Origin of the sequence: Minwuia sp. IMCC3060 (assembly GCF_029909435.1) — a bacterium.
Lineage (GTDB): Bacteria > Pseudomonadota > Alphaproteobacteria > Minwuiales > Minwuiaceae > Minwuia.
This window is the reverse complement of sequence record NZ_CP123782.1, coordinates 1,169,977-1,196,852: the sequence shown is the minus strand read 5'-3', so window position 1 is coordinate 1,196,852 and position 26,876 is coordinate 1,169,977. Positions and strand designations below refer to the sequence as shown.

Annotated in this window: 28 protein-coding genes and 1 tRNA gene; 5 read left to right on the top strand and 24 right to left on the bottom strand. The window is 63.4% G+C overall.

All coding sequences use genetic code 11. The features are described from left to right. Nucleotides 1-65: 65 nt before the first annotated feature. The gene (locus QGV54_RS05645) at nt 66-947 is read left to right on the top strand and encodes a LysR family transcriptional regulator (protein ID WP_281017820.1); all 882 of its coding nucleotides are present in this window, start codon (nt 66-68) and stop codon (nt 945-947) included. Nucleotides 948-1,060: 113 nt separating this feature from the next. Then, nucleotides 1,061-1,621 carry a hypothetical protein gene (locus QGV54_RS05640; protein ID WP_281017821.1) on the top strand — a complete coding sequence of 187 codons (561 nt, stop codon included), beginning with the start codon at nt 1,061-1,063 and terminating at the stop codon, nt 1,619-1,621. Between the two features lie 3 nt (nt 1,622-1,624). On the opposite strand, the gene QGV54_RS05635 is transcribed toward QGV54_RS05640, so the two are convergent. From QGV54_RS05635 to ccoN, 12 genes are all read right to left on the bottom strand, one after another. After that, nucleotides 1,625-3,031 (bottom strand): amidase, encoded by a 1,407-nt coding sequence (locus QGV54_RS05635; protein ID WP_281020081.1) that lies wholly within the window; start codon nt 3,029-3,031, stop codon nt 1,625-1,627. Then, nucleotides 3,024-3,233, bottom strand: a complete 210-nt coding sequence (locus tag QGV54_RS05630) for a hypothetical protein (RefSeq protein WP_281017823.1) — start codon at nt 3,231-3,233, stop codon at nt 3,024-3,026. The genes QGV54_RS05635 and QGV54_RS05630 overlap by 8 nt, the downstream gene beginning before the upstream one ends. A gap of 42 nt (nt 3,234-3,275) precedes the next feature. Further along, a complete protein-coding gene (locus QGV54_RS05625) occupies nt 3,276-4,451 on the bottom strand; it encodes an NADH:flavin oxidoreductase/NADH oxidase (RefSeq protein ID WP_281017824.1) in 1,176 nt (391 codons plus the stop codon). Between the two features lie 5 nt (nt 4,452-4,456). Continuing rightward, nucleotides 4,457-4,933, bottom strand: a complete 477-nt coding sequence (locus QGV54_RS05620) for a nuclear transport factor 2 family protein (protein ID WP_281017825.1) — start codon at nt 4,931-4,933, stop codon at nt 4,457-4,459. A 126-nt stretch (nt 4,934-5,059) separates the two neighbouring features. Continuing rightward, nucleotides 5,060-5,200, bottom strand: coding sequence for a cbb3-type cytochrome oxidase assembly protein CcoS (ccoS, locus tag QGV54_RS05615; protein WP_281017826.1), 141 nt, complete (start codon nt 5,198-5,200; stop codon nt 5,060-5,062). Beyond that, entirely contained in the window at nt 5,197-7,443 is a 2,247-nt protein-coding gene (locus tag QGV54_RS05610; RefSeq protein WP_281017827.1) for a heavy metal translocating P-type ATPase, read from the bottom strand. The genes ccoS and QGV54_RS05610 overlap by 4 nt, the downstream gene beginning before the upstream one ends. Further along, nucleotides 7,443-7,928 carry a FixH family protein gene (locus tag QGV54_RS05605; protein WP_281017828.1) on the bottom strand — a complete coding sequence of 162 codons (486 nt, stop codon included), beginning with the start codon at nt 7,926-7,928 and terminating at the stop codon, nt 7,443-7,445. Before QGV54_RS05605 ends, QGV54_RS05610 begins: the two co-directional genes overlap by 1 nt. 4 nt (nt 7,929-7,932) lie before the next feature. After that, the gene (ccoG, locus tag QGV54_RS05600) at nt 7,933-9,426 is read right to left on the bottom strand and encodes a cytochrome c oxidase accessory protein CcoG (protein ID WP_281017829.1); all 1,494 of its coding nucleotides are present in this window, start codon (nt 9,424-9,426) and stop codon (nt 7,933-7,935) included. Between the two features lie 6 nt (nt 9,427-9,432). Further along, nucleotides 9,433-10,302, bottom strand: coding sequence for a cytochrome-c oxidase, cbb3-type subunit III (ccoP, locus tag QGV54_RS05595; protein WP_281017830.1), 870 nt, complete (start codon nt 10,300-10,302; stop codon nt 9,433-9,435). Beyond that, nucleotides 10,299-10,478, bottom strand: a complete 180-nt coding sequence (locus tag QGV54_RS05590) for a cbb3-type cytochrome c oxidase subunit 3 (protein ID WP_281017831.1) — start codon at nt 10,476-10,478, stop codon at nt 10,299-10,301. The genes ccoP and QGV54_RS05590 overlap by 4 nt, the downstream gene beginning before the upstream one ends. A gap of 5 nt (nt 10,479-10,483) precedes the next feature. Further along, nucleotides 10,484-11,209: a cytochrome-c oxidase, cbb3-type subunit II gene (gene ccoO / locus QGV54_RS05585; RefSeq protein ID WP_281017832.1), complete on the bottom strand. Its 726-nt coding sequence runs from the start codon at nt 11,207-11,209 to the stop codon at nt 10,484-10,486. Between the two features lie 11 nt (nt 11,210-11,220). Further along, a complete protein-coding gene (ccoN, locus tag QGV54_RS05580; protein WP_281017833.1) occupies nt 11,221-12,837 on the bottom strand; it encodes a cytochrome-c oxidase, cbb3-type subunit I in 1,617 nt (538 codons plus the stop codon). 209 nt (nt 12,838-13,046) lie between these two features. On the opposite strand from ccoN, the gene QGV54_RS05575 reads away from it, so the two are divergent. Beyond that, nucleotides 13,047-13,502 carry a hemerythrin domain-containing protein gene (locus tag QGV54_RS05575; RefSeq protein ID WP_281020080.1) on the top strand — a complete coding sequence of 152 codons (456 nt, stop codon included), beginning with the start codon at nt 13,047-13,049 and terminating at the stop codon, nt 13,500-13,502. Here the strand turns inward: QGV54_RS05575 and QGV54_RS05570 are convergent. Continuing rightward, entirely contained in the window at nt 13,489-14,217 is a 729-nt protein-coding gene (locus QGV54_RS05570) for a Crp/Fnr family transcriptional regulator (protein WP_281017835.1), read from the bottom strand. The two genes, QGV54_RS05575 and QGV54_RS05570, sit on opposite strands and share 14 nt — an antisense overlap. Before the next feature lie 116 nt (nt 14,218-14,333). Further along, entirely contained in the window at nt 14,334-15,359 is a 1,026-nt protein-coding gene (locus QGV54_RS05565; RefSeq protein ID WP_281017836.1) for a proline racemase family protein, read from the bottom strand. Between the two features lie 123 nt (nt 15,360-15,482). On the opposite strand from QGV54_RS05565, the gene QGV54_RS05560 reads away from it, so the two are divergent. Next, nucleotides 15,483-16,253, top strand: coding sequence for an enoyl-CoA hydratase/isomerase family protein (locus QGV54_RS05560; RefSeq protein WP_281017837.1), 771 nt, complete (start codon nt 15,483-15,485; stop codon nt 16,251-16,253). 79 nt (nt 16,254-16,332) lie between these two features. Continuing rightward, the gene (locus QGV54_RS05555; RefSeq protein WP_281017838.1) at nt 16,333-17,466 is read left to right on the top strand and encodes an aromatic ring-hydroxylating dioxygenase subunit alpha; all 1,134 of its coding nucleotides are present in this window, start codon (nt 16,333-16,335) and stop codon (nt 17,464-17,466) included. A gap of 174 nt (nt 17,467-17,640) precedes the next feature. On the opposite strand, the gene QGV54_RS05550 is transcribed toward QGV54_RS05555, so the two are convergent. The 10 genes from QGV54_RS05550 to coaD all read right to left on the bottom strand — a co-directional run bounded on the left by QGV54_RS05550 (nt 17,641) and on the right by coaD (nt 26,835). Further along, nucleotides 17,641-18,318 carry a dimethylsulfonioproprionate lyase family protein gene (locus QGV54_RS05550; protein ID WP_281017840.1) on the bottom strand — a complete coding sequence of 226 codons (678 nt, stop codon included), beginning with the start codon at nt 18,316-18,318 and terminating at the stop codon, nt 17,641-17,643. Nucleotides 18,319-18,426: 108 nt separating this feature from the next. Next, the gene (locus tag QGV54_RS05545) at nt 18,427-19,935 is read right to left on the bottom strand and encodes an AAA family ATPase (protein ID WP_281017841.1); all 1,509 of its coding nucleotides are present in this window, start codon (nt 19,933-19,935) and stop codon (nt 18,427-18,429) included. Next, entirely contained in the window at nt 19,922-20,929 is a 1,008-nt protein-coding gene (locus QGV54_RS05540) for a zinc-dependent alcohol dehydrogenase family protein (RefSeq protein ID WP_281017842.1), read from the bottom strand. The genes QGV54_RS05545 and QGV54_RS05540 overlap by 14 nt, the downstream gene beginning before the upstream one ends. A gap of 133 nt (nt 20,930-21,062) precedes the next feature. After that, complete coding sequence (locus tag QGV54_RS05535; RefSeq protein ID WP_281017843.1) at nt 21,063-21,698, bottom strand: glutathione S-transferase family protein; 636 nt, start codon at nt 21,696-21,698, stop codon at nt 21,063-21,065. 399 nt (nt 21,699-22,097) lie between these two features. Beyond that, nucleotides 22,098-23,312 carry a hypothetical protein gene (locus QGV54_RS05530; RefSeq protein ID WP_281017844.1) on the bottom strand — a complete coding sequence of 405 codons (1,215 nt, stop codon included), beginning with the start codon at nt 23,310-23,312 and terminating at the stop codon, nt 22,098-22,100. Between the two features lie 50 nt (nt 23,313-23,362). Beyond that, nucleotides 23,363-23,746 (bottom strand): hypothetical protein, encoded by a 384-nt coding sequence (locus QGV54_RS05525; protein WP_281017845.1) that lies wholly within the window; start codon nt 23,744-23,746, stop codon nt 23,363-23,365. Nucleotides 23,747-23,952: 206 nt separating this feature from the next. Then, nucleotides 23,953-24,028, bottom strand: a tRNA-Lys gene (locus tag QGV54_RS05520). A gap of 136 nt (nt 24,029-24,164) precedes the next feature. Then, a complete protein-coding gene (tgt, locus tag QGV54_RS05515; protein ID WP_281017846.1) occupies nt 24,165-25,301 on the bottom strand; it encodes a tRNA guanosine(34) transglycosylase Tgt in 1,137 nt (378 codons plus the stop codon). Continuing rightward, entirely contained in the window at nt 25,298-26,335 is a 1,038-nt protein-coding gene (gene queA, locus QGV54_RS05510) for a tRNA preQ1(34) S-adenosylmethionine ribosyltransferase-isomerase QueA (RefSeq protein ID WP_281017847.1), read from the bottom strand. The genes tgt and queA overlap by 4 nt, the downstream gene beginning before the upstream one ends. Further along, nucleotides 26,332-26,835: a pantetheine-phosphate adenylyltransferase gene (gene coaD / locus QGV54_RS05505; RefSeq protein ID WP_281017848.1), complete on the bottom strand. Its 504-nt coding sequence runs from the start codon at nt 26,833-26,835 to the stop codon at nt 26,332-26,334. Before coaD ends, queA begins: the two co-directional genes overlap by 4 nt. Nucleotides 26,836-26,876 lie beyond the last annotated feature (41 nt).

The window sequence follows — 26,876 nt, the reverse complement described above, 5'->3', positions numbered from 1 at the left end:
CTAGCGGTCACCGATCATAAATAATATTTCATATATTCGCTTCATTCATTCTATATTATCGAATTATGGCATCGCTCAACCTTCACCATCTGCGCCTCTTTCGCGCCGTGGCCCGCGACGGGACCCTGACCGGTGCCGCCCGCATTCTCAATATCTCGCAGTCGGCGGTCTCCACCCAGATCAAGGCCCTGGAGACTGCACTCGGCCATGACTTGTTCGAACGGCGTGGCAGGAACCTTGTCCTCACCGAAGCCGGGCGCATCGCGCTGGACTACGCGGAGGAGATCTTCCGTGCCGCCGAGGAACTGACCGTATCCCTCGCGTCGTCCGGCAGACGGCGTCAGGCCTTGCGGATAGGCGCGCTGGCCACCCTGTCCCGCAATTTCCAGATGGCGTTCCTCGAACCGATCATCGGTCGCGAGGACGTGGAGATCATGCTGCGATCCGGTTCGCAGGAAACCCTGCTGCGCGGGCTTGAGGCCCTGTCACTGGATATCGTGCTGACGAATCTTGTCCCCGCACGGGACAAGCTCAGCCCCTACCTTGTGCAGCGCCTCGATGAGCAGCCGGTTAGCCTGGTCGGAACGCCGGCACGCCTGGCGTCGGGGCCGGAGACAGTCGCCGAGATCCTGGCTGGCAAGCCACTGATCCTGCCGACACCCGAATCCTCGCTGCGTGCCGGATTCGATGCCATGGTCGAACGTCTCGGCATCATGCCCAGAATAGCGGCGGAGGCGGACGACATGGCCATGCTGCGCCTTCTCGCCAGTGCCGACGCCGGGATCGCGGTGATCCCGCCGATCGTCGTTCAGGACGAACTGGCCACCGGCAGACTGGTCGAAATCGCCCGACTGGAGGAGATCACCGAAGTCTTCTGCGCCGTCACGATCCGAAGGAAATTCCCCAACCCGCTGCTGGAGGAACTGCTGTCACCCGCCAGCCCGTAGAGGCTGCGTTCCCGAACGGACCTCTTGCCAATTCATTGCCTGATACTCGACGGGAATGGCAACATGGCCGAAGCGCACTCACGGTTCCCTAGATATTTTAGGCAGGTCAGGAATTGAGCTGGCGTATTGCAGATATTGGCGGCGATCCTGAAGTGATCCGGAATCTTTCCGGGCGCTATTTCTATCGTTTGGCCAGAATCACCTGGTCACGGCCAACGGTTTGGAGACCGGAAAATGCGCGCCCACCGATTCCGCAGGAATGGGCCGAGCACGGGGGAATCTACTGTCTTCTCAGAGACCATCATGCCCAAAAGGCCCGCCGCAGGATTGCCTATGTTGGCAAGGCAATCTCCTTCAGGAAGCGGCTGACACGAAAACATCACATGTTCGAGCATCTGGTGAACAGGCAAGGTGACACCCTTGTCTCGCTTGGTCGCATCCACTTTGAACGCATCCAGCCAAGCCCCGGATACTACGAAGAGATCGAACAGATCGTTGCCTGGACGGTTTGGCATCACCTCGAAAATGGTGCGGGTCTGGAAACGGTTCCAGGCTTCCGCGGGCAGACGGGTCGACCATTTGCACCCTGGGTAATCATCAACGAAGGCTATCGCTTCAACGGGCAGATGCCTCGACGACTGGTCTATCCGGCAATCGGGTTCAGCGACGGATAGGGTTCAATAATCCGGCCTTTTCCGATGCCAGTCGGTTGCCTGCTGGTAGGCGTGGGCGACGTTGAGCACCGTTGCCTCGTCGAACGGACGCCCGGCGAACTGGATGCTGGCGGGCATGCCGTCTTCTGCCAGGCCGCAGGGGATGACGACGGCGGGCTGGCCGGTCAGGTCGAAGGGTTCGGTATTGCGCAGGATGGCGCCGAAGACGGCTTCCTCCGTGCCGTTGATGTCCACCATCTCCTGCCCCAGCGGCGTTGCGGTATGGGCGATGCCGGGGGTGGCGAGCACGTCCACATCGGCCATGATCCGCGCGACCTCCGTCCCCAGCAGGGTGCGGTAGCGCTGGGCGTGCAGGTAGTCCTTGGCCAGCATCTGGTCACCGATCTCCAGGAAGGCCCGCACCTGCTCCGTATAGAGGTCCGCACGGTCGTCCAGGGTGTCGTCGTGATAGGCCGTGGCCTCGGAGATGTAGATGGCCATGGCGGCGGCGGCTGACGCCTCGATATGGGGAATGTCGACCTCCACCAGTTCCGCGCCCATGGCGGCGAGTTCTGCCAGCGCGGCATCGACAAGGCTCACCACCTGTCCCTGCGCCTGATCGAAGAAGTAGCGGCGGGGGATTCCGATGCGCAGGCCGCGTATGTCGCCGGTCAGGGCTGCCGGGTAATCCGGCACGGGCCGGTCGGCGGAGGCGGCATCGCGCGGATCGTGCCCGGCGATTGCGCCCAGGAAGATCGCGGCATCCATCGCGGAGCGTGCCAGCGGCCCGGCATGGTCCATCGACCAGCAGAGCGGCAGGATCCCGGCCCGGCTGACCCGGCCATAGGTGGGTTTCAGGCCGGTCAGGCCGCAGCAGGCGGCGGGCATGCGGATGGAACCGCCGGTGTCGCTGCCGGAGGCGACAGGGACCAGCCCGGCGGCCACGGCGGCACCCGAGCCACCGCTGGAACCGCCGGTGATCCGATCCGTGTTCCAGGGATTGCGGGTGGGGCCGAACATGGAGCTCTCGTTGGTCGGTCCATAGGCGAACTCATGCGTGTTGAGCTTGCCCAGCATTACCGTTCCCGCCGCCGCCAGCAGCGCTGCAACGGTGGAATCCTCGGTCGGGACATTGTCGGCCAGCACGCGGGATCCACCGGTCGTGCGCACGCCTGCCGTCGCATAGAGGTCCTTGTGACCCAGCGGGATACCATGCAGCGGGCCGCGATAGCTGCCGGACTGAATCTCCGTCTCAGCCGCCTTGGCCGTGGCGCGCGCGGCCTCCGGCGTCACGGTGACGAAGGCGTTCAGCCCCGCGTTCGCCTGGTCGATTCGGGCCAGGAAGGCATCCGTCACCTCGACCGGTGAAACATGTTTCGCGGCGATCAGCGCGCCCAGTTCGACGACATCCAGTCGGGTCAGGTCAGTCATTGGAGGTGCCCTCCACCGGGGTGAAGACGGGAGCCGGTTCCACGTCCTTCAGCGGCAGGGCGCGGAGCTGTTCCATCATGCCGAGGATGGGTTCCAGCGCTTCGGCATAGGCCGCCGCGCGCTCCGGTTCAAGCGGGTGGCCCGCATTCTCGCGCGCCACTGCTGCTACGGTTTCTGCCGTGATCGGTTTGCGTTCGCCCATCTGCCCAGCCCCTTCAGTCCTGTCATGTATCGTGCCGTGGTATCAGCCGGCAGCCTTCTTCAGGTTCTCCGTATCCGAATCCCCGGCCCGGCCACCGAACATGCCCTTCGACCGCATGGCCAGCCAGTGACCGTACTGCACCGGCCAGTCGTCGAAGGCATCCGGTTCGCCCAGCGCAAGCGCGGCATGGCGTGCCCAGTAGGGATCATGCAGCACTTCACGGGCCAGCGCCGTGAAATCAGCGGCACCGGAGCGCAGGATGGTCTCCGCCTGCGCGGCATCGGTGATCAGCCCGACGGCCTGGGTCATGATCTCCGCCTCGCGCCGGATCGTCGCCGCATGGCCGACCTGATAGCCGGGCGTCGAGGGTGGCAGGGTGTTCTCGCCATAGCCCGCGATACCGCCGGAGGAGCAGTCGATGACATCGACCCCCAGCGCCTTCGCCCGCCTGGCCAGTTCCACCGAATCCGCAATGTCCCAGCCATCCCGCTTGCCATCGACGCAGGAGATGCGGAGGAACAGCGGCTTCTCCGCGGGCCAGGCGGCGCGCACGGCCTCCGTCACCTCCAGCGTGAAACGCATCCGTCCGTTGCGGTCACCACCGTAGGCATCGCTGCGGCGATTGGAGAGCGGGGAGAGGAAACTGTGGCTCAGATAGCCATGGGCACTGTGGATCTCCACCATGTCGAAGCCGAGTTGCTCGGCGCGGCGCGTGGCATCGACCCATTTGTCCACCATGTCCGCGATCTCGCTGACGGAGAGCTCGTGCGGCACGATCCAGCCCTCGTCGAAGGGCACCGCGCTGGCGCCCACTGTCTCCCACGGCACCTCGCCCTTCGCGATCTCGCGTGGTGAGAGCGGACAATCCCCCTCCCACGGGCGGCTGATGCTGGCCTTGCGTCCCGCGTGGGCCAGCTGGACACCGATGGCCGCGCCACGGGCCTTCACCTGCTGCACGATGGGACGCATCGGTTCCATGTGCGCGTCGGACCAGAGGCCGCTGTCGCCCCAGGTGATGCGGCCCCGCTTCTCGACCGCCGTCGCCTCCATGATCACCAGCCCGGCACCGCCCATGGCAAACTGGTTCAGGTGCGTCAGATGCCAGTCGTTCAGCATGCCATCGACCGCCGAGTACTGACACATGGGTGCGATGACGACGCGGTTCTTGAAGGTCTGCCCGCGCACCTGGATGGGGCTGAACAGTGACGTGCGGGCCATTGCGATCAGTCCCCGCGCACGATTTCGGTTCCGGCCCAGCTCTCCAGGCTCGGAACGTTGAAGTTCACCAGGAAATCGATCTTCGAGAACAGCCACTTGCCATCGCGGCGAACGTAGGTCTCGTCATAGTCCCCCAGGATCCAGCGGCTGACCTTCTGGCCATCCTCCATCATCGTGCAGGGCATCAGGATGCGCCACTTGCCGGTCGCGGTGTCGCCGTCAACGTCAATGACGAAGTTCATCGCCAGATGGGCGGCAAAGACGATCTGGGCGGAGATGCCGCCGAAGAATTCCTCGATGGCCGCGCGACCATCGTGATGACCGAAGACGGCGCTGGTCCAGACCGCCTCATCCACGAACAGCGGCCCCAGCCTGTCCGGCAGATAACCCAGATCGCATTCGTTCATGTAGACGTGTTTCAGCTTCTTGATTGCCTCGATCGACTCGAGACGGTCAACGCGTGCAGCCAGATCTTCGCTCATGTCCGGAACTCCCTTGATGCGGGACCGGAACAGTCAGGTTTTCCAGCCGCCGTAGATACAAGAGTGAGTACCCGGGGCGATGAGAGTCAACGAACAACCCCTTGTTGCAGGGCGAACCGACGCCTCTCAGTCGTCGTCCAGCAGGATGCGTTCGGCCGCACCGTCCGGGTCATCGAACTGGCCGGAGCGCAGCGCCCAGACGAAGGCCGCCAGCCCCAGACCGCCGAGCAGCAGCGCCACGGGCACGAGATAGAGGAGCACGTTCATGCCGGAGCCTCCTGACTCTCCCGGACCACCTTCGGCGCACCGCCGGTCCGGCGCAATGACAGGCCCGGCAGGCGCAGGCGCAGGGCATTGAGCGTGACCACAAGGGAAGATGATGACATGGCAATGGCCGCGACCAGGGGCGACGCGCCGCCGAGCACCGCAACCGGCACGGCGACAAGGTTGTAGGCCAGGGCCAGGCCGAAGTTCTGCACGATCAGTGCACGGGCGCGCCGGGCGATCCGCATGGCCTCCGTCACCGCGTCCAGCCGTTCGGAGAGAAAGACGATGTCGGCCGCCGCCCGCCCCAGGTCGGAGGCACTGGCCGGTGCCATGGAGACATGCGCCGCCGCCAGGGCGGGGCCGTCATTGATACCGTCTCCAACCATCAGGGGCCTCTGGCCATCCACCACAAGCGCCTGAATCGCTTCGATCTTGTCTTCCGGGCGCTGTTCCGCGCGCCAGTCGGCAATACCCGCAGCCTGCGCCGTATCCGCGACCGCCGTCGCATTGTCACCCGAGATCAGCAGCGGCGCGAAGCCATCGGCCTGCAGCGCCGCAATGGTCTCCACCGCACCATCGCGCAGGGTATCAGCCAGGACCGCATGGCCCTGCGGCACGCCATCAATGGACAGCCAGAGTTCCATGCCCGAGGGAACGGTAACGCCGTTGCCGGGACCGGCAAACGCACGGCTGCCCAGCCGGACCAGACGCCCGTCCGTCGTACCCGACATGCCCTGTCCCGGGTGTTCCGTGACCGCCGTCAGAACCGGGGCCGGGGCGGAAGTGGCGCCCTGCCCGGCCAGCATGGCCTGTGCCAGCGGATGGCGGCTGTGCGCGGCAAGCGCCTGCGCAAGGACCATGGCTGACGGGGGCAGATCGCATCGGAGGATATGCGGCTTGCCGCTTGTCAGGGTCCCGGTCTTGTCCAGCACCACACGCCGCGCCTCCGCCAGTCGCTCCAGCGCCGTGCCGTCCTTGATCAGGATGCCCTTGCCGAACAGGACACCGCTCGCCACCACCTGAACGGCGGGGACAGCCAGACCCAGGGCGCAGGGACAGGTGATGATCAGCACCGAAACGGCGATCCAGAGCGACTGTCCCCAGTCACCACCGGTCGCCAGCATCCAGCCGATGAAGGTCAGCAGCGCCACCAGATGGACCGCAGGCGCGTAGATCTGCGCGGCGCGATCGGCGAGGCGCAGGTAGCGGGCGCGCCCGCTCTCCGCTTCCTCCATCAGCCGAACGACCTGGGCCAGGAACGTATGCTGTCCCACCGCTGTCGCCCGCAGTGTCAGCGGGTGCGTCAGGACAAGTGTTCCGGCCTCCACCTGATCACCGGGACCAAGCGTGACGGGCATGGATTCGCCGGTGACGATGGAGCGGTCCAGGTCGCCCTGTCCTTCGATGATCTGGCCATCGACGGGCGCACGCTCCCCTGCCGCGACACGGATCATGTCACCGGCATTGACCGTCTCGACCGGCACGCGCTGCTGTCCGCCATCCACCAGCAGGGTGACATCGGACGCCATCAGCGAAAGCAGTTGCCCGACCGTGTCCCGGGCTCTGGCACGCACGCGGTGGTCCAGGTAGCGTCCCACAAGCAGGAAGAAGAGCAGCATCACGGCTGCATCGAAGAAGGCTTCCTCGCCCCCCGAGATCGCGGCGTCGAGGCTGAGGCCACCGGCCAGCAGCACGGCCAGCGAGATCGGCACATCCATGTTCAGGCTGCGCCCCTTGACCGCGCGCCATGCCGAACGGAAGAAGGGGCGGCCCGCAAACAGGATCGCCGGCAGGGCGATCAGGGCAGAGATCCAGTGAAACAGGTCGCGCGTCGCACCTTCCGCACCCGACCAGACGGAGACGGAGAGCAGCATCACGTTGCCGGCGGCAAAGCCCGCCACCGCAAGCGCGAACAGCAGTTCCCTGCCCTGCCTGTCCTGGGCGGCCGAACCGGCCTCCGCCGCGCTGAAGGTCCGGCAGTCATAGCCCAGTCCCTCCACCGTCGGGATGACGTCGTCCCCGGCGGCCCCGGCGCCGAGGCCGACCCGCAGGCGGCGCGTCGACAGGTTCAGCCGCGCGCTCTCGACCCCCGGCAGACCGCTCACCGCACCTTCGATGCGGGAAATGCAGCCCGCGCAGTGAACACCGGGAATGATCAGTTCCAGGGTATTGCCTTCCATGCTGCGCGGTGCCGTCTTGCGCGGCGCCGGGGCGCAGGCGGCACCGGAGGTGCAGCAGCTCATCAGTCCTCTCCGACCCTGATCTGGAAGATCCGCCGGAACCGCTGTCCGTCCGCATTGGTGGCCGTCAGGTCCACATCCCAGAAACCGGCCCCCAGGGGCAGTTCCGTCGTGTAGCTGCCGGAGCCTGTCCTGGTCAGCACGACAGCACGGTCGTCACGGGCGGTCACCGGGCGTCCTACCCGGCCCGTGACCTCCAGGTCGCGCAGCGGCATGCCCTGCGCATCGCGATAGGTCAGGGACAGCTCACCATCATTCCAGACCAGCGCCACGGACCAGTTCAGGGCTGCCTGTGCCCGGGCCTCGTCCTGGTCCCGGTTGAAGTTCTGGCTTGCGACATAGCTGTTGCGCACCACCAGCCCGTTGTCCGTCCTCAGTGCCATGGTCATCAGCACCATGTTGACGGCAATGATCACACCGAAGAACGCGAGGACATAGATCAGCATCCGGCGTCCGGTGAACGGCTTCTCGACATGCACTGCACTCATTGCCTTACTCCTCCGGTGCCCTGAAGATCGCGCCATAGTGCGCCTGCTCGATGCCGGTCAGGTCCGTGACCGAGAAGCGGAAGCTGTTTGCGCCGGGTTCGACCGACTCACGGGGCACGGCAACATAGACCTGCAACTGCTGCACCTGATCCGCGTCCAGCACGAATTCGCGTGTACGGCTTGGCCAGAGGTCATCGCCAACCACAGTCATCAGCGCATCCGGCAGATCCGAGATCTGCAGCAGGACACGGCGTTCCCGCTGCTCCATGTTCAGGATCTTCACGGTGTAGCCATTGCGGATGCTGCCGTCGGAAAGCACCACATACTGCGGATTGCGGTCGCGCAGGACGTTGATGTCCAGCCTGTCGCGGGTGAACAGGACGAACAGCATCGCCAGGCCGATGCAGGACCAGAGCGTTGCATAGAGCAGCGTGCGGGCGCGGAAGATGGTCTTCTTCAGCGGCAGGGCGGGACGCCCGTCGGCATTGGCCTCGTAGCTCTTCAGTGTGGTGTAGGAAATCAGGTCGGGCGTGCCGCCGGTCCGCGCCATGATGCTGTTGCAGGCATCGACGCAGAGCGCGCAGTTGATGCATTCCAGTTGCTGGCCGTCGCGAATGTCGATGCCCATCGGGCAGACCGCGACACACTGGTTGCAGTCGATGCAGTCCCCCAGCTGGGACGCGTCGGCCGACTTGCGGTGGCGGCCACGCGGCTCCCCCCGCCAGTCCTGATAGGTCACGGTCAGCGAGTTCTCGTCCATCATCGCCGCCTGGATGCGCGGCCAGGGACACATGTAGGTGCAGACCTGTTCGCGCATGAAGCCGCCGAAGACGAATGTCGTGGCGGTCAGCACACCGACGGTGACATAGGCGATCGCCGACGCCTCCAGCGTGAACAGCTTCACGAACAGGGCCGGCGCGTCGGCAAAATAGAAGACCCAGGCGCCGCCTGTCGCGACCGCGATCAGCAGCCAGATCAGGTACTTGGTGAACCGCTTGCGGATCTTCGCGGCGTTCCATGGTGACTTGTCGAGACGGAAGCGGGCGTTCCTGTCCCCCTCCAGCCAGCGTTCCACATGGACGTAGAGATCAACCCAGACGGTCTGCGGGCAGGCATAGCCGCACCAGGCCCGTCCCAGCACCGAGGTGACGAGGAACAGCCCGATCCCGGCCATGATCAGCATGCCCGCGACGTAATAGAATTCCTGCGGCCAGATCTCGATGAAGAAGAAGAAGAACCGGCGATGCTCCAGGTCCACCAGCACCGCCTGGTCGGGCATGCCGACACCACGGTCCCAGCGCAGCCAGGGGGTCACGTAATAGATGGCCAGCAGGACACCCATGATCCACCACTTCAGCCGCCGGAAGGTTCCGGCGACCCGCATGGGGTGGATCGATTCCCGTGCCTTGTAGAGGGAGCGGTGCTGGCGGCTGTTGACCGCCTCCACCTCGATCCGTGCGACGCCATCAACCGCTACATTGGCATCCTTGCTGGCCACAGGTTGCTACTCCCCGCCACCGAGAGAATGGACATAGATGGTGAGCTGCTTGATCGTCACCGGGTCGAGCTTGTCCCCCCAGGCGGGCATGACGCCGTGACGCGGGGCGTGGATCTGCCGGGCAATGTCAGCCTCCGTGCTGCCGTAGAGCCAGATGGCATCCGCGAGGTTCGGCGCCCCCTGTTCACGGTCACCCTTTCCGGCATCACCGTGGCAGGCGGCACAGTTGTCCGCATAGAGCTCGGCACCCTCCGCTGCCAGTTCCGCGTCATGCGGCTGGCCGGCGAACGCAAGGACCCGGTTCGCCACCGCCTTGACCTGTTCCCTGTCCAGAATGCCGTCGCGCCCGAAGGCCGGCATTTCCGAGAAGCGGGTCTCATCGTCACCGGGGTGACGGATGCCATGCCGCAGGGTGGTTGCAATGTTCTCCAGATCGCCGCCCCAGATCCATTCGTCATCGTTCAGGTTCGGATAACCGGGAGACCCGGCCGCCCCCGACCCATGACACTGCGAGCAATTCACGGCAAAGGCCGCACGGCCACCGTTGATCGCGAACTGCAGCATGTCGGCATCCTGGCGAATCTCGGCGAGCGGCAGGCTATCGACCTTCGAGATCATCTCCGACTGGGCAGCGCGGGCATCCTGGATGTCCTGATGCACGGCGGCACGGCTGGAATAGCCAAGCACTCCGGGTGTCGCCTCCGACACCATGGGCACCGCAGGATAGAAGATCATGTATCCGAAGGCCCAGACAATGCAGGCCAGGAACGTCCAGAGCCACCAGCGTGGCAAGGGATTGTCCAGTTCCCGAATGCCGTCCCACTCATGACCGGTGGTGTCGACGCCGGTCACCTCGTCTGTCTTTTTCTCGCTCATTTGCCAGGCTCCCGCACGTCAGGCTTCCGATCATCCTTGAGGGGCAACTCCGCACATTTCCGGAAATGGCTTCCGGCACCGGGGCGGAACAGCACCGCAACCGCAACGACGAAGGTCAGGAACAGAAAGACCAGACCCCAGGTATCGGCCAGATGCCGCAGTGTTTCGTGATCCATCATGCTCACCTGAAATTTTCATCGGCGCGGTAGGCGGAGAAGTCCACCAGGGTGCCGAGCATCTGCATGTAGGCGATCAGCGCATCCATCTCCGTCAGGGCACGCGGATTGCCGTCGAAATCACCCGTCTGGGCCTTGGGGTAGCGGGCGAGCAGCCCGTCCCAGTCGGCATCCGGATCGGCCTGGTCCCGGATGTCGGCCTCCGCTGCCTCGATCATGGCATCGTCGTAGGGGACACCCACCGCCCGATTTGCCTTCAGGTGCGCGACGATATCATCTGTCCTGAGTTCGGATGTCAGCAGGAACCTGTATCCGGGCATGACCGATTCCGGCACGACGGAACGGGGATCCGTCAGGTGCTGGACATGCCATTCGTTCGAATAGCGCTGCCCGACCCGGGCCAGATCGGGTCCCGTGCGTTTCGACCCCCACTGGAAGGGATGGTCGTACATGCTCTCCGCCGCCAGGCTGTAGTGGCCATAGCGCTCCACCTCATCCCGCATGGGACGGATCATCTGGCTGTGACAGTTGTAGCAGCCCTCCCGCACGTAGATGTTGCGCCCGGCCAGTTCCAGCGGTGAATAGGGACGCACCCCCTCCACCTTCTCGATCGTGTTCTGCATGTAGAACAGAGGCGCGATCTCGACGATGCCGCCGATGGAGACGACAAGCAGGCTGAGCACCAGCATCAGGGTGGCGTTCTTTTCGATGCGTGAATGATCGAATTTCATCGGATCCTCCCTCAGGCTGCCGAGTTGGCGGTTGCGGTTGCCGGGACGTCGCTGGCGACGGCGCGGATTTCAGGCGTGCCCTTGATGGTCCGCCAGACGTTGTAGACCATCAGGAAGGCACCGCTGATGTAGACCAGACCGCCGAACGCCCGGATGACGTAGAAGGGATGCATGGCATTGACCGTCTCGGCGAAGCTGTAGACCAGGAAGCCGTTCGGGTCGTACTCGCGCCACATCAGGCCCTGGGTGATACCGCTGACCCACATCGCCGCCGCGTAGATGACGATGCCGATGGTCGCCAGCCAGACATGCCAGCTGACAAGTCGCAGGCTGTAGAGGCCGGCCCGGTTCCAGAGCCGTGGCACCAGGAAGTAGACCGCACCGAAGCTGATCATGCCAACCCAGCCGAGCGCACCGGAATGCACGTGCCCGATGGTCCAGTCGGTGTAGTGGCTGAGCCCGTTCACCGCCTTGATGGACATCATCGGCCCCTCGAAGGTCGACATGCCGTAGAAGGCGACCGCGACGACCATCATGCGCAGCACGGGATCGGTACGCAGCTTGTCCCAGGCCCCCGACAGGGTCATCAGGCCATTGATCATGCCGCCCCAGCTGGGCATCCACAGCATGATGGAGAACACCATTCCCAGGGTCTGCGCCCAGTCCGGCAGCGCCGTGTAGTGCAGGTGATGCGGACCGGCCCAGATGTAGAGGAAGATCAGCGCCCAGAAATGGATGATCGAGAGGCGATAGCTGTAGACCGGCCGTTCCGCCTGCTTCGGCACGAAGTAGTACATCATGCCGAGGAAGCCCGCGGTCAGGAAGAAGCCGACTGCGTTATGGCCGTACCACCACTGGGTCAGCGCATCCTGCACGCCGGAGAAGGCCGAATAGCTCTTGGAACCCAGGAAGGAAACCGGCACCGCCAGATTGTTCACCAGATGCAGCATGGCGACGGTGACGATGAAGGCGAGATAGAACCAGTTGGCAACGTAGATGTGCGGTTCCTTGCGCTTGAACAGCGTGAACAGGAAGACCAGCAGATAGGCCACCCACACCAGCGTCAGCCAGATGTCGACGTACCATTCCGGTTCCGCATATTCCTTCGACTGGGTGACACCCATGACGTAGCCGGTGGCCGCCAGCACGATGAAGAGCTGATAGCCCCAGAAAACGAACCAGTGCAGCCCGCCCAGCGCCAGCCGGGTGCGGCAGGTCCGCTGCACGACATAGAAGCTGGTGGCGAGCAGCGCGTTGCCGCCGAAGGCAAAGATCACCGCAGAGGTATGCAGCGGCCGCAAGCGTCCGAAACTGGAGAAGGAATATCCGAGATTGAGCTCGGGGAACGCCAGTTGCAAGGCGATGACCAGCCCGACCAGGAAGCCGACGACCCCCCAGAACACGGTCGCGATGACGCCGAAACGGACGACGCCGTCGGCATAGCTGTTCTCCGTATCCTCCTGCGACGGCCTGTCGAGCCGTTGCAGCAGCGCGACGATCGCAACCAGACTGGCCGCGACAATGACCCAGGCATGGGCCTGGAACAGTGCGTCGTGTCCCCGCGCCGCACCGAATAGACCTGCCACGGCGGCGAGGCCCAGCAGGATGATCAAGACTACATTGCCCATGGAAGTTCCCTCTGCTTCCGCTCCGAACGGGAGCTGCATGCCGAGAGCAGTAGGTGGGGGCCGGTCCCGACGCCTTGATCTGGATCAATTCACAACCACGCGCGTGTGAGACACTTGCATCAATCGACCACGCAGCGGGCGTCGCTGCCCTCCAGGAACTGGCTCAATCAATGGACCAAAAACTGCCATTTTCTCCACTGAAACAGGCGATGACTGCGCAGATGACGGCGGAGGCCGACAGCGAATCCAGTTTCCGTGCGGAACACGATCTGATCCGCGCTGTCTGCGACAGGCTGGAGGCCATTGCCGATGCCCTGCCCGTCGTCCCCCGGCGCGAAAGTCTCTCGGAACTGATCACCCTGCTGCAGTTCGGCATTCCCGCCCATTGCCGGCACGAGGAAGCCGCACTGAAGGAGGCGCTGGGCCGCAGCAAGGAAGGACAGGCATGGCTGAGGCAGGCCGCCGGTCTGATCATCGAGGAGCACCATGACAACGAAACGATCATGCTGGAACTGGCCGAGGCGCTGGAAGAATATGGCACCCGGCAGGACCCGGCCCGCGCCGACGCACTCGGCTATCTGATCCGGCACTTCTTCAGCCAGATGCGCCGCCACATGGCATGGGAGGATCAGGTGATCGCGGAACTGCGCCTTATTCGCCGCTGACCTCGGTCAGGCGTTGCATGTCCAGCACCGAAAATTCCCGCGTCGCATGCAGTTGCAGCACACCGTCGGACTTCAGCCGTCCGATCTGGCGGCTGACGGTCTCGATCGTCAGGCCCAGATAGTCCGCGATCTCCGACCGGCTCAGCGGCATCTGAAAGCGGATCTCGTCACCGCCATTGTGATGGGCACAGCCGATCATGGGGGACCGTCGGGCGATCATGTACAGGAAACTCGCGACCTTCTCGGCCGCCGTCTTGCGTCCCAGCAGCAGCATCCAGTCGCGCGCGGCATCCAGTTCGTCCAGCGTGTCCTGGAACAGCCGGAACTCCATGTCCGGCTTCTCCTTCAGGATCTTCTCGAACGCGGGCTTCGGGAAGATGCAGAGCTCCACCTCGGTCGCGGCTTCGGCGAAATAGGGGCTGCGGTCCTTGAACGCCCGGCCCAGGAAATCAGGCGGAAACTGCAGGCCGACGATCTGCTGGCGTCCGTCGCTCAACAGCTTGGTCAGCTTGACTACGCCGGTCACGATATTGCCGAACCAGTTGATCGTGTCGCCCGCGCTCAGGATCGGCTCACCGGGTTGCAGCACGCGCTGTCGCGAAATGGCATTCATCATCGCCAGTTCTTCGTTCGACAGCGCGCCGCAGACCGCACGATGACGGATCGCACAGATATCGCAGCGCGTGGTGGTGATTTTCGGTGGTGCAACCTGCATGGGAACATCCTCCGGCGGAAACATCGGAACAGCATGGCATCATAACGAGCCTTCTGCCCCATTATCAGGCATTTGCGCCCACGCGACACTCTGCCCGTTCGCCCCCCGAACCACAACTACACGCCCCAGGTATCCTTCAGCCGATACCCGCGCGGCCAGGGGTCGGCGGGATCAAGCATGTGCTGATGCGTGCCGGTGATCCAGCCCCGTCCGGAAATCTCCGGGATGATCGCAGGCCTGTCGCCGACAATCGTGGTGTCGGCAATGCGTCCGGTGAAATGCGATCCGATGATCGATTCGACGGTCAGCGTGTCACCGGTCCGCATGCCCCCCTGTGCATGCAGTATCGCCATCCGCGCCGACAGCGCGGTGCCGGTCGGGGAACGGTCGATCTTGCCCGGCTGGATCGCCACGGCAGAGCGGGCATGCAGGCCCTGCCCCCGCCGCTCCAGCGGTCCCGCGAACAGGCAGAAGGAAATGTGCCGCCAGTCGGGGTTCTGCGGATGATGGAAGCCCAGTTGCGCGTTTGCGGCATTGGTCAGCCTGATTCCCATCTCCGCCAGCGCCCGCGCTTCCTCCGGCACGATGGCGAAGCCCAGTCCGGCGGCATCGACGACCACGAAACTGTCGCCGCCAAAGGCCGTGTTGACCGTGATCCGGCCAAGACCAGGAACCTCCAGCACGACCCCTGCCCTGTCCATGAAACTGGGCAGATTGCGCACCGTGATCCGCTCCGCCTTGCCGTCCCGGCATTCGGCCCTGACCCGCACCAGTCCGCCCGGAGCCTCCAGCGTCAGATGCGTGACGGGTTCCTGCATCGGGACCAGACCGGCGTCCAGCAGGACCGTCGCGACGCAGATGCTGTTGGAGCCGGACATGGGCGGTGTGTCCTCCGGCTCCATGATGATGAAGGCCGCATCGGCCTCCGGGTGCTTCGGCGGCACCAGCAGATTGACGTGGCGAAAGACACCGCCACGCGGTTCGTTCAGCACGAAGTCGCGCAGCACCCCATCCCGCGCGATGAAGTCACGCTGTTGCCAGAGGGTCTCCCCCGGTGGCGGCGCGACTCCGCCGACGATGACATCGCCCACCTCCCCCTCCGCATGGGCGGAGATCACGTGGATCACCTTGCTGCTGCGCATGTTGTCCCGTTCCGCCTCCCTGCCCTGGTGCCGATGCATCCCGCCTGCGCGTGGCGCACCGTTGAGCCGCGCGCCCATTGATGGAAGACTGCCGCGATCCGGCGCACAAGGGGGAGCAGTCGCATGGCCCATGAATTCATCATCACTGAAGTGGCCGACGGTGTCGCCACCGTCACCTTCAACCGGCCGGACGCGCTGAACGCGCTGACCATCGATCTGCTGACGGAGGCTGGCGACGCCCTGTCCGGCCTTGCGGCGCGCAATGATGTCTCTGTGGTCGTGCTGACCGGCGCGGGCCGGGCCTTTTCCGCCGGTGTCGACCTGAAGGCACTGCAGGCCAGTGGACAGGACGTCAGCGCCGGAGACGTCGGCACCGAACTCAACAGCGCCGCGCGTCGGGTGCAGAAACTGCTCTCGGAGATGCCGCAGGCGACGATCGCCAAGGTCAACGGCTTCTGCTTCACGGGCGCGCTGGAGATCATGCTGGCCTGCGACATCACCATCACCGCCGATGAGGCGAAGTTCGGCGACACGCACGCCATGATCGGCCTGCGCCCGACCTGGGGCATGACCCAGCGACTGTCGCGCAAGGTCGGCATGATGCGCGCCAAGGAGCTTTCCTTCACCGCCCGCACGATCACGGGAACGGAGGCGGCCAGCTACGGCCTGGCCCTTGAATCCGTTCCCCGCGCTGAACTGGATGCCCGCGTTGATGCACTGGCTGCCGCGATGGCCGCCAACAGTTCGGGCTCCATCGCCGCCTACAAGGATCTCTACCAGCGCTCCGAGAATGCCGGACTGGATGACGGCCTGACCTACGAGGCGGAAACCACCTACGAGATCACCGATGTGCGGGAGCGCATGGCCGCCATCCTGTCGCGGCTGAAGGGCTAGGACGCATCACACCATTCCTTGGCGGGTGCGGGGTGCAATGCTATCTGTCTGTTCATGACGGAGGTTCGGGGAGGAACTGATGGGACATTTGCTGAACGACGCTGATCTGATTGACCGGATCTTCAGTCACATCGACGGCAAGACGACGGATGCTGGCACCCAGGTGTGGCGGGAGCCGGTGGAGAACTACCGGTCCCGGGAAAGGTTCGACGCCGAGATCGAGGTGCTGCGCCGCATACCCGTCCCCTTCTGCCCCTCCGCCGCCCTCAGCGAACCGGGGTCATACATCGCGCGCACGGCCGCACGCACGCCACTGCTGGTGGTCCGTGGCGACGACGGCGTGGCCCGCGCCTTCCGCAATGCCTGCCGCCATCGCGGCATGGCCGTGGCGCGGGGGGAGGGCTGCCAGCGGTCCTTCGCCTGCCCCTATCACGCCTGGACCTATGGCCTGGACGGCAGCCTGAAACATGTGCCCGGCGAAGACGGTTTTCCCGGTCTGGACAAGGCGGACAACGGGCTGGTGCCGGTGCATGCGGTGGAGGAACGCGGGGGACTGATCTTCGTCACCCAGGACACGCCGCTGTCGGACGGGGCACTGGGCGAGATGCCAGATCTGCTGGAACCCGGGCAGGAAGTCTTCAACTCCATCAGCTTCACCGATGAATCGAACTGGAAACTGATCGGCGAGACCTCGATGGAGGGCTATCACATCAAGGCCCTGCACAATAAGTCGTTCTACCCCTACGGCTTCGACAACCTGAATGTCGTCGAGACCTACGGGCGCAATTCCCGGATCGTCTTTCCCTTCCGCCGGATCGAGAAGCTGCGACAGATTCCGCGGGAGGAACGACGCCTGAAGGGCATGGTGACCGACGTCTACCAGCTGTTTCCGAACACGCACATTTCCTACCTGACGGATCACGCGATGCTGGTGATTCTGGAGCCGGTCAGCCCGACCGAGACCCAATGGGTGATCTATCAGGTCACCCTGAAACCGGAAGACGGCAAGCCGATCGATGTCGAGGTCGCCCGCCGCGACGCCAACTTCGTGCAGGACACCGGCCTGATCGAGGATCGCGACGCAGCCCACACGATCCAGACCCACATGGAAAGCGGCGCCAACAGCCATCTGACGTTCGGCCACTTCGAGCAGGCGATCGGTCACTTTCACCGGAACCTGACCGCGCACGTGGATATGCTCGATCAGGGCTGATCCGGAACGCGCCCGCGCAGTGTCCGGTGATGTGCCCGCCGCACCACCATCACCGAGATTTCGGTATGGGCGGCCAGGTGGCGGACATTCGACGAGATCAAATGATCGAGGAATCCCGGAACATGGCGTCCTCCGTGACGTGTTTCCGACCCGACGGACGGGCCGGAATGGCTTTCAGGACCGCCGGAAAGACATCACCTGCCCGGCCAGCTTTTCGGTCGGCCCATGCCAGGCGTAGGCCAGCAAGGCCGGCTCATGATCCGCGACGGTGATCCGGTGACGATGGTCCGGCGGGTTGTATATCAGCGACCCCGGCGAATAGACGCCCTGGTGATTCTCGCTGACCGAGCCTGAAAGACAGACATAGCTTTCGGTGATGCCGTCATGGGCATGCGCCGGATAGGTACAGCCGGGCGCGAACAGCACCAGGCCGAGAATGACCTGCTCCGTGATGACCGGACCGGACGGTCCCGTGATCTCCGCATAGGCGTACTTCTGCGACAGCCCCCTCGGCATGCGGCCATAGCCATACTGCCAGCTCAGTTCATCCTGCACGGCCATGATCGCCCGGATGCAGGACGCATGGCGTTCCGCCAGCCCCTCGTCCAGGGCCCGCCGCATGTGACTGACGACCGGCTTGCGCTCCGGCAGCGGAAAGGTCATCGGCGCATTCGCCTGTATCACCTTGTTGATCGCCTCCCGCACCGTGCGCTGATGCGTCCGGATCTTCGAACTGCCGCCCGCGGACAGGAACCGGTAGAGCTCATAGTACTCACGCAGCAGATAGACCCAGTCAGGCCGCTGCGTGAGGCGGATGGTCTCTTCGGTATTGGCTGAAGTCTCGGAAGTCATGGTTCAACAATCCGCAGGAATTCGATCCCGGACACTTAAGTCACGAACGCATGTGTTCCCATCGAAAAATGCGCCCCCCTGACGAATGCCGGAATCCGGGACCCGGCATCAGGCGGGGAGCCCGAGCACTGCCAGCGCCGCCTCCAGGGTGGCGGAACTGTCACGGTCGGACCGTAGCGTCTGCCAGCCCTCGACTTCACCGATCTTCGGCTGTCGCCGCATGACCTGCTGGTCGGCATCGGATGCATCCGTGCCCCGCCCGGCGATCCGCTCGGCCAGGGTCTCCTCCGCCCCGACAAGCCAGAAGCCGTGGAACGCCGCCCCCCCGTCGCGTGCAATGGATTGTGCGATGGCACGCTGTTCAGGCTTCAGCATCGTCGCGTCGACAATGACACTCGCGCCTGCGCCCAGCGCCCGCCCGGCGTCGTCCGCCAGCCTGCGATAGACTGCAGCCGTGATCTCCGGGCGATAGGCATCCGCCCCCAGCGTCTCGTCGGGGCGGCAGACGAGCATGCGCTTGCGGATCTCGTCCGTGCGCAGGATGACCACATCCGGTGCGTGAGCGATCCGGGGTGCCAGCGCCTGGGCAAGTGTCGACTTGCCGGTGCCGGAACGGCCCCCGATTGCGATGACCTGCGGGGGCCGAGGCGCCGCCAGCAGATCCTCGGCGAGTGCCAGATATTCTGCCGCAGCGGTCTGCCCGGCAGGCGAAAGCACGCCGACCAGGGCCCGCACAGCCGCGCGCACCGAAAGGAACAGCCGCAACGCGGGCATGTCCGCATAGTCCCGCGTCGCCACAAGATATCGGCTGAGGAAGACAATCGCCGGTTCATCCTCCCCACGATGGCGCAGGTCCATCAGCGCGAAGGCCGCGTCATAGAGCACATCGACGTGACTGAACCGCGGCTCGAACTCGATGGCGTCGAACAGCACCACCTCGCCCCGGAAGCGACAGGCATTGTTGAGGTGCAGGTCACCGTGACCGTGGCGCACGGCACCCCGACGGGCCCGTGCCGCCAGCCTGGTTGCCAGCGCCCCGGCAACCGGAAGTACCTTCGCCCGCCAGCGCCCGAAAGCGGCACGGAGCCCGTCCGGCACGGCATGGTCGAGATTGGTGATCAGATCATCGAGCGTCATCGCAAAGGCGTCCCGACCTGATTGCGGGCGCACGACCTCGGCGGTCAGATGCAGGCCCGCCACGGCGTCGGCGAATTCCCGGACGGTCTGAAGATCCAGCCTGTGTTCCGCCGCCATCCGGTCCAGCAGGTCCGCCTGTTCGAAGCGGTGCATCCGGACAAGATACTCGACCGGCGCAGTCGGCGGACCGAGCCAGAGTTGCCCGTCCCGCTCATTGACGGCCACGACATCGAGATACATCGCCCGTGCTGTCCGGGCATTCACCACCAGTTCGGCCTCGCAGGCCGCCTTGCGCTGCGCCAGGGTGCTGAAGTCCACGAAGTCGAGACTGACAGCCTTCTTCATCTTCCAGGCATAATCGCCGGCCAGGAAGATGTGCGAGATATGCGTCTCGATATGCTCGACGGGTCTACCGCCGTGCGTATCCGCCCGCATCATGAAGGCGACGGTCGCAGCCTGGTCCGTTTCAGGTGTGTTCATGGCGCGCCTGCCCGCACATCAGAACGGCTGCCCCGGAAATCTGTCCTTCCCTGAGTGCCGACAGAGCCGTGTTCGCGTCCTCCAGCGGATATCGCGTCACCTCGGTGCGGATGCCGGCCTCCGCCACGGTCCCGAAGAAGTCCGTCGCGTCGGCACGGGTCAGATTGGCCACGGAGCGGATCACGCGCTCGCCCCAGAGATCCTGATAGGGAAAGCCGGGAATGTCGGACATGTGGATGCCACCACAGACGACGGTTCCCCCTTTCGCCACGGCCCGCAGGGCGACAGGCACAAGCGCGCCGACAGGGGCGAAGATGATCGCGGCGTCCAGTGGCTCCGCCGGTATCTCGTCCGATCCGCCCGCCCAGACGGCGCCGAGCCGCCGGGCCAGACCCTGGGCATCGGAATCGCCGGGCCGCGTGAAGGCGAAGACCTCGCGTCCCTGCCAGCGCGCCACCTGGGCGACAATATGGGCCGCGGCACCGAACCCGTAGAGCCCGAGCCGCCGGGCCTCCCCGGTCATGCCCAGCGACCGGTGCCCGATCAGCCCGGCACACAGAAGAGGCGCGAGATGGGCGGGGTCGGCATCATCAGGCAGTTTCACCACGAAGCGGGCATCGGCAAGGCATTGTTCGGCGAACCCGCCGTTGCGCGTGTAGCCGGTGAAGACGGGCGTATCGCAGAGGTTCTCCGCACCCTTCAGGCAATAGCGGCAATGCCCGCAGGTGCCGCCAAGCCAGGGCACCCCGACCCGCTGGCCAACCGTCAGCCCCTGGACAGCCGCGCCCATTGCCGCGACACGACCGACGATCTCGTGGCCCGGCACCAGCGGCAGCTTTGCCTCGGTCAGATCGCCATCGACGATATGCAGGTCGGTCCGGCAGACGGCGCAGGCTTCCACATCCAGCAGCACATCGTCAGGACCGGGAACCGGTGTCGGCATCTCCGCCAGCCGCAACGCCTGTTCGGGCGCATCCAGCACCATCGCCTTCATGCCTGCACCTCCATTATGGAACCCGGCTCGATCAGCTCAGGTCATGAAAGGTGCCTGCATCTTGCCACTGATCAGGTCAGGGCACAGTGAGGACAATCGCCACACCGCCCTCCGCATCCGGCCTCAGAAGCACCTACGCCGGGGGCGTCGCCTCCGGCCCCGCGATCTGCATGGCCTTCTGGTACGCGGGCCGGGCACTGATCCGCTGGAAATAGGCATTGGTGTTCGGCAGATCCGCCAGGGTCCGGCCACCGGAGGCAAGGATGTTGCCGAAGTTGTAGACGACCATCATGTCCGCGCAGGTGAATTCGTCACCTGCCAGATAATCGTGCTTCGCCAGCGTCTGCTCCAGATAGTCGTAATAGCCTGACCAGCGGCGGTGCAGCAGTTCCTTCACGATCGGCGTCGATTCGCCCGTCGGGTTGGCTCCCATGGCAAGCTGCGCGAAATACAGGCCCAGGGCATTGTTGTTGAACTGCATCCAGTAGAGGTAGTCGAAATAGTTCGGCTGGTCGGGGTTCACGGTGAACCGGCCCCCGGCATGCGTGCGGCAGACATATTCCAGCACCACCGCCGATTCCGTCAGCACGCGACCGTCATCCTCGATCACCGGCGCGGTCGCCGCCGGATGCAGGTTGAAGTACGCGTCCGGCATCAGCCGGTTCGCCTTCCGGTGATGCCACTTCAGGTCATAGGGAAGACCGAGTTCCTCCATCAGCCAGACCACGCGGTCGGACTGCGATACGCCAAGATGATGAATGGTGATCAACTGATTTTCCCCAAATGCCTGCCAGGTTCAGCCCCGATGATAGCCGAACGGGCACCAACTGAAAGGGATGAACCCTGTTGGGTTCGAACCAACGAACTACGGAGTAGAAGCAGCCAAGTAAGCAGCACTCCCAACAAAATTCCTGCAATACCAGAAACTGCAGATATGAAAGCGGTCGAAACGGGGAACTGCCAACGCCAATCCTTCGCCAGATCCAAGGCCCTGGAGTGCAGTTCAACGGCTGTTTGGATGAGAGACGCCACCTCCCCTTGTGACAATGGTCTCACCCCGCGGGAGTATCATCAACGGTCAACAGAGAACCAAACCTGAACTGTGCAAACCTTGAATCGCGGATTCAAAGGGGAGCAGGTCAGGGACCGTTCATTTCGTCGATCTGGCCTACTTGTGAGCGAAAAACAGTCCCATAGGTGACTTCTTAAGTTCGACGTGAGCATCTCTCAGACTACGGAACCGTTCGGGTAGTTCTCTCAACTTGGGTGCATCGACCACTTGATTGATTGCAAATGCTGCAACCCCGAAGGTCGGTGTACCAGTTGCAATTGCCGCAAGCTCAATTGTCCCCGAAACGAGCCAAGAACCGAGATCGTTTCCCGCGAAATTCATATTCTTCTGACGAAGTTCTCTGATTCTTTCTTTATGCCTCTCAAAAGCGTCTTGCACGTTATCAACGATCTTATCACTGGGCCTGAAAAAAGAATCCGGTCTGGTCGCAGCAATTTCACTGACACCTTGTGACAACATCTCACGGATTTCGTCAAAAGCGCCCTGCTGGCGCATCTCTATGAGTGCCGCTGGCGGAATGTTGCCAAGCCATTGCATATCCGTTTCCGCAACACGTTGCAGCCCTCTCACCATATGTAAATTCGCCTCCGCGCTTTCGGTCAATGCCGAATTATACTCCAACTTCCAGCTAAAGTACTTCCAAGATGTGGCCGCATCAATCAAAGGCGTGCCCATAAGATAGCGAATCTTGAGCAATATGTCAGTCGACTGCATCATTCTTCCCATGCATTGCGAAGCAACCAAGCCGCCAGAATTAGTGCCAACAGGCAACAATTCAGCATTATACTTAATCGAACGACGAATTTGCTGCTCCAATGGCTCTGTCCAATCGATATCAAAAAGCAACCGATCTCTATCAACAAGCTCTTTCACGACGCTTTCCGGCGTGTCCAAACTATTTGCAAATTCAAAAAATTCTTCAACTGAATTAAATTTACGACCAAAAAGATATTCCGCGTGGATCAAGGCATCTTTCTCCGCCAACCCTTTTAAGAATTTCACCTCTTCTTCATCTACTGAAGACCTAAATGGTGTGATGATAACTATCGGATTATCCAAATCGGCAAGAGCTAGGTCACGATACTGCATCAGGTTAATCGCGTGCTTTATTAAGTAATAAACTTGCCGTTCTGGAGTCGCGCGTTCAAAAATGTGGCGGGTATGCCAAAATGGGTCAGACAGAACAATTGTATCAACATACAAGCCCGTGCTGCTTGCAATATTGCGCTGGTAGGAGGGGAACAGATCACCGCCAAAAACCGCCTTAACCCCAGTCAATTCCTGAACATGATAATGTGAGGAATCGGTCAATGACGACCAAAATTCCTCTAGGCCCTCCAGCAATCTTGGAATCTGTGGGCTTATGTTGACAACAACACTCGGTTGTCCAGATACCATCTTCGCAAATGAATGTGCATCGTACTTTTTTGTCGAGCTTCTCTTAAAAATAATCCAAGATTTTCTTCAATACAACAAAAATATAAATGAGCAATCTCTTCCAAAGAAACTGCGTCTTTCGCATCTTGGCGATTCTTGACAACAGCTGCCATCATTGCCATTGAACGTACGCGACCATCGACGGTTGATAGATCGATTTTGCCGTCTGCGCGGTACCGCACTGCTCCCAAGCTTCGCTCAAAATCAGCAGCCAGATGCTCAGCGATGTGTATCTTGCCTTCCTCAAACTGCGTACGCAGCACCTCTAGCCGCCAACGCAGTTCTTCGTCGTAATCTTCTTCGGCCATGCATTTCCCTGCCTGAATGAAATTTGTTGTTCAGTATGCTCCGGTCCCCAAGTCTGGACCACCGGCATCTGGAATTCTATGGGGGTCAAAGCACTATCCGAACCGAGACAGCCTCAAGAAGCCTTTTGCGTTACACAAAAAAGGAAACTTTGAGGGCGGCCTTGAGCGCGAGTAAGATCAATAATTTGATAAATTATTGAAAAATATGGTGAGCCCTGTTGGGTTCGAACCAACGACCTACTGATTAAAAGTCAGTTGCTCTACCGGCTGAGCTAAGGGCCCCCATGGGGTGTGCGGGAGGGACCGGAGGGGGCTCCGGTGTCGCGGCGGGCGGACGATAGGCGGGGTGGGGAGCGGGGTCAAGACTGTCCGGGCGCTGCCGTGGCGTCATCCGGCGACTGCGGGTCGGGGCCTGTCCTCAGTCCCTTGGCGGTATGTCGCCCATGGCCTGTTCCTCGGAGAAGGCGGCTGCCATGTTGTCCATGCGGCCAGCCAGGATCGCGGTGCGCATCTGCTGCATCAGGGTCTGATAGTAGGTCAGGTTGTGCCAGGTCAGCAGCATGGCGGCGAGGATCTCCTTCGCCTTGATCAGATGGTGCAGATAGGCACGGCTGTGGTCCTGGCAGGCGGGACAGGGACATTCCTCGTCCAGCGGGCGCGGATCGCTGCGGTGGCGGCTGTTGCGCAGATTCACGGTGCCGCGCCGGGTAAAGGCCTGACCGTTGCGCCCCGACCGGGTGGGGGCGACGCAATCGAACATGTCCACGCCGCGCTGCACCGCGCCGACCAGATCGTCGGGCTTGCCGACGCCCATCAGGTAACGCGGGCGGTCATGCGGCAGGGCGGGGGTGGTGAAATCGAGGGTGCGGAACATCTCCTCCTGCCCCTCCCCCACCGCCAGCCCGCCCACGGCATAGCCGTCGAAGCCGATGTCGGTCAGGGTGCTGGCGGACTGCAGCCGCAGGGTCTCGAAGGTGCCGCCCTGCACGATGCCGAACTGGCCATAGCCGGGCCGGGCGCGGAAGGCGGTGCGGCAGCGTTCCGCCCAGCGCATCGACAGTTCCATCGATTCCCGCGCCTGCTGCTCCGTCGCCGGCCAGGGCGTGCATTCGTCGAAGGCCATGGTGATGGTGGCGTCGAGCTGGTCCTGGATCAGGGTCGAGCTTTCCGGGGTCAGACGCACATGCGCACCATCGACGTGGCTGCGGAATGTCACCCCGTCGGCGTCGATTTTTCTCAGCCCCGCCAGCGACATGACCTGGAACCCGCCAGAATCGGTCAGGATCGGTCCCGGCCAGTTCATGAAACGGTGCAGCCCGCCCATTTCCTGCACCAGCTCCGACCCGGGCCGCAGCATCAGGTGATAGGTATTGCCGAGAATGATCGTGGCGCCGGTCTGCTTCACGGCGGCGGGGGTCATCGCCTTGACCGTACCTGCCGTGCCGACCGGCATGAAGACCGGGGTCTGGATCGGGCCATGGGCGGTCTGCAGCACCCCGGCGCGGGCCATGCCGTCGGTCGCCTGCACGTCCATACCGAAGGTCGGCGCGTTCATGCCGACACCCGGTGCAGCAGGGTCGCGTCGCCGTAGGAATAGAAGCGATAGCCCTCCGCGATCGCGGTGGCATAGGCGGCCTGCATCCGCTCCAGACCGGTAAAGGCGGAGACGAGCATGAACAGGGTCGAGCGGGGCAGGTGGAAATTGGTCATCAGCATGTCCACGGCGCGGAAGGCATATCCGGGCGTGATAAAGATATCCGTCGCCGCATGATAGGGCCGGATGGTCCCGTCCTCGTCCGCCGCGCTCTCCAGCAGGCGGAGCGACGTGGTACCGACCGACACGATCCGCCCCCCCGCCGCGCGCGCTTCATTGATCCGGGCCGCGGCCTCCGCCGTGATCTCCCCCACTTCCGCATGCATCCGGTGCTCGGTGGTGTCATCAGCCTTCACCGGCAGAAAGGTGCCCGCCCCCACATGCAGCGTCACGCGCGTGCTGTCGATGCCCCGCGCCGACAGCTCCGCGAACAGCCCGTCGGTGAAATGCAGGCCCGCCGTGGGGGCAGCGACGGCACCGGGGCGGTCGGCCATGATGGTCTGATAGTCCGCCGTATCGCGGTCATCGACGGCCCGGCGCGAGGCCACATAGGGCGGCAGCGGCAGCTCACCGACATGGTCGATGGCAGCCATGAGGTCGGCGTCCTGGCGGTCGAAGCGCAGCACGACCTCCCCCGCGTCCCGCTTCTCCAGCACCTCGGCGGAGAATTCATCGGCAAAGAGCACCCGGTCACCGACGCGCAGCCGCTTCGCCGGCCGGGCAAAGGCGGCCCAGCAGTCGGGCCCGAGATTCATGTGCAGCATGATCTCCACCCGTGCCTGGCCACGCTGGCCCCGCAGGCGCGCGCGAATGACCCGCGTGTCGTTCACCACAAGATGGTCACCCGGGCGCAGCAGGTCCGGCAGGTCGGCAATGGTGGCGTGCGCGACGCCGTCCGCCGTCACCTCGAGCAGGCGCGCGGCGGTTCTGGGCTCGGCGGGCCGAAGCGCGATCCGCTCCGGCGGCAGGTCGAAATCGAAGAGATCGACCCTCACTTCTTCCGCGCGGCGACCTTGGCTTCCAGCAGGCCCGCGACATGGGCGGAGACGAAGGGTTTCGCATTGCCATCCAGCATCGCGATCTCCTTCACCAGCTTGGAGGCAATGAACTGGTGGCTGTCGGACGCCATCAGGAAGATGGTCTCCACGTTCGAATTCAGGCGCAGGTTCATGCCGACCATCTGCATCTCGTACTCGAAGTCGGACACCGCGCGCAGGCCGCGCACGATGGCACGGGCACCGAGTTCCTCGGCGAAGTGCATCAGCAGCCCCTCGAACGGACGGACCTCGACCTGGCCGTCGAACTCCCTCACCTCGTGCTCGACCATCTGCACCCGCTCCTCCAGAGAGAACAGCGGTCCCTTGCCGGCATTGATGGCGACGCCGATGACCAGGCGGTCCACCAGCCGCGCGGCACGGCGGATGATGTCGAAATGACCCAGATGGATCGGGTCGAAGGTGCCGGGATACAATCCGACGATTTCACGTTCACTCAACTCTGCTCTCCCCTTCAGAGATTGGTGACGGCGATCCGGTA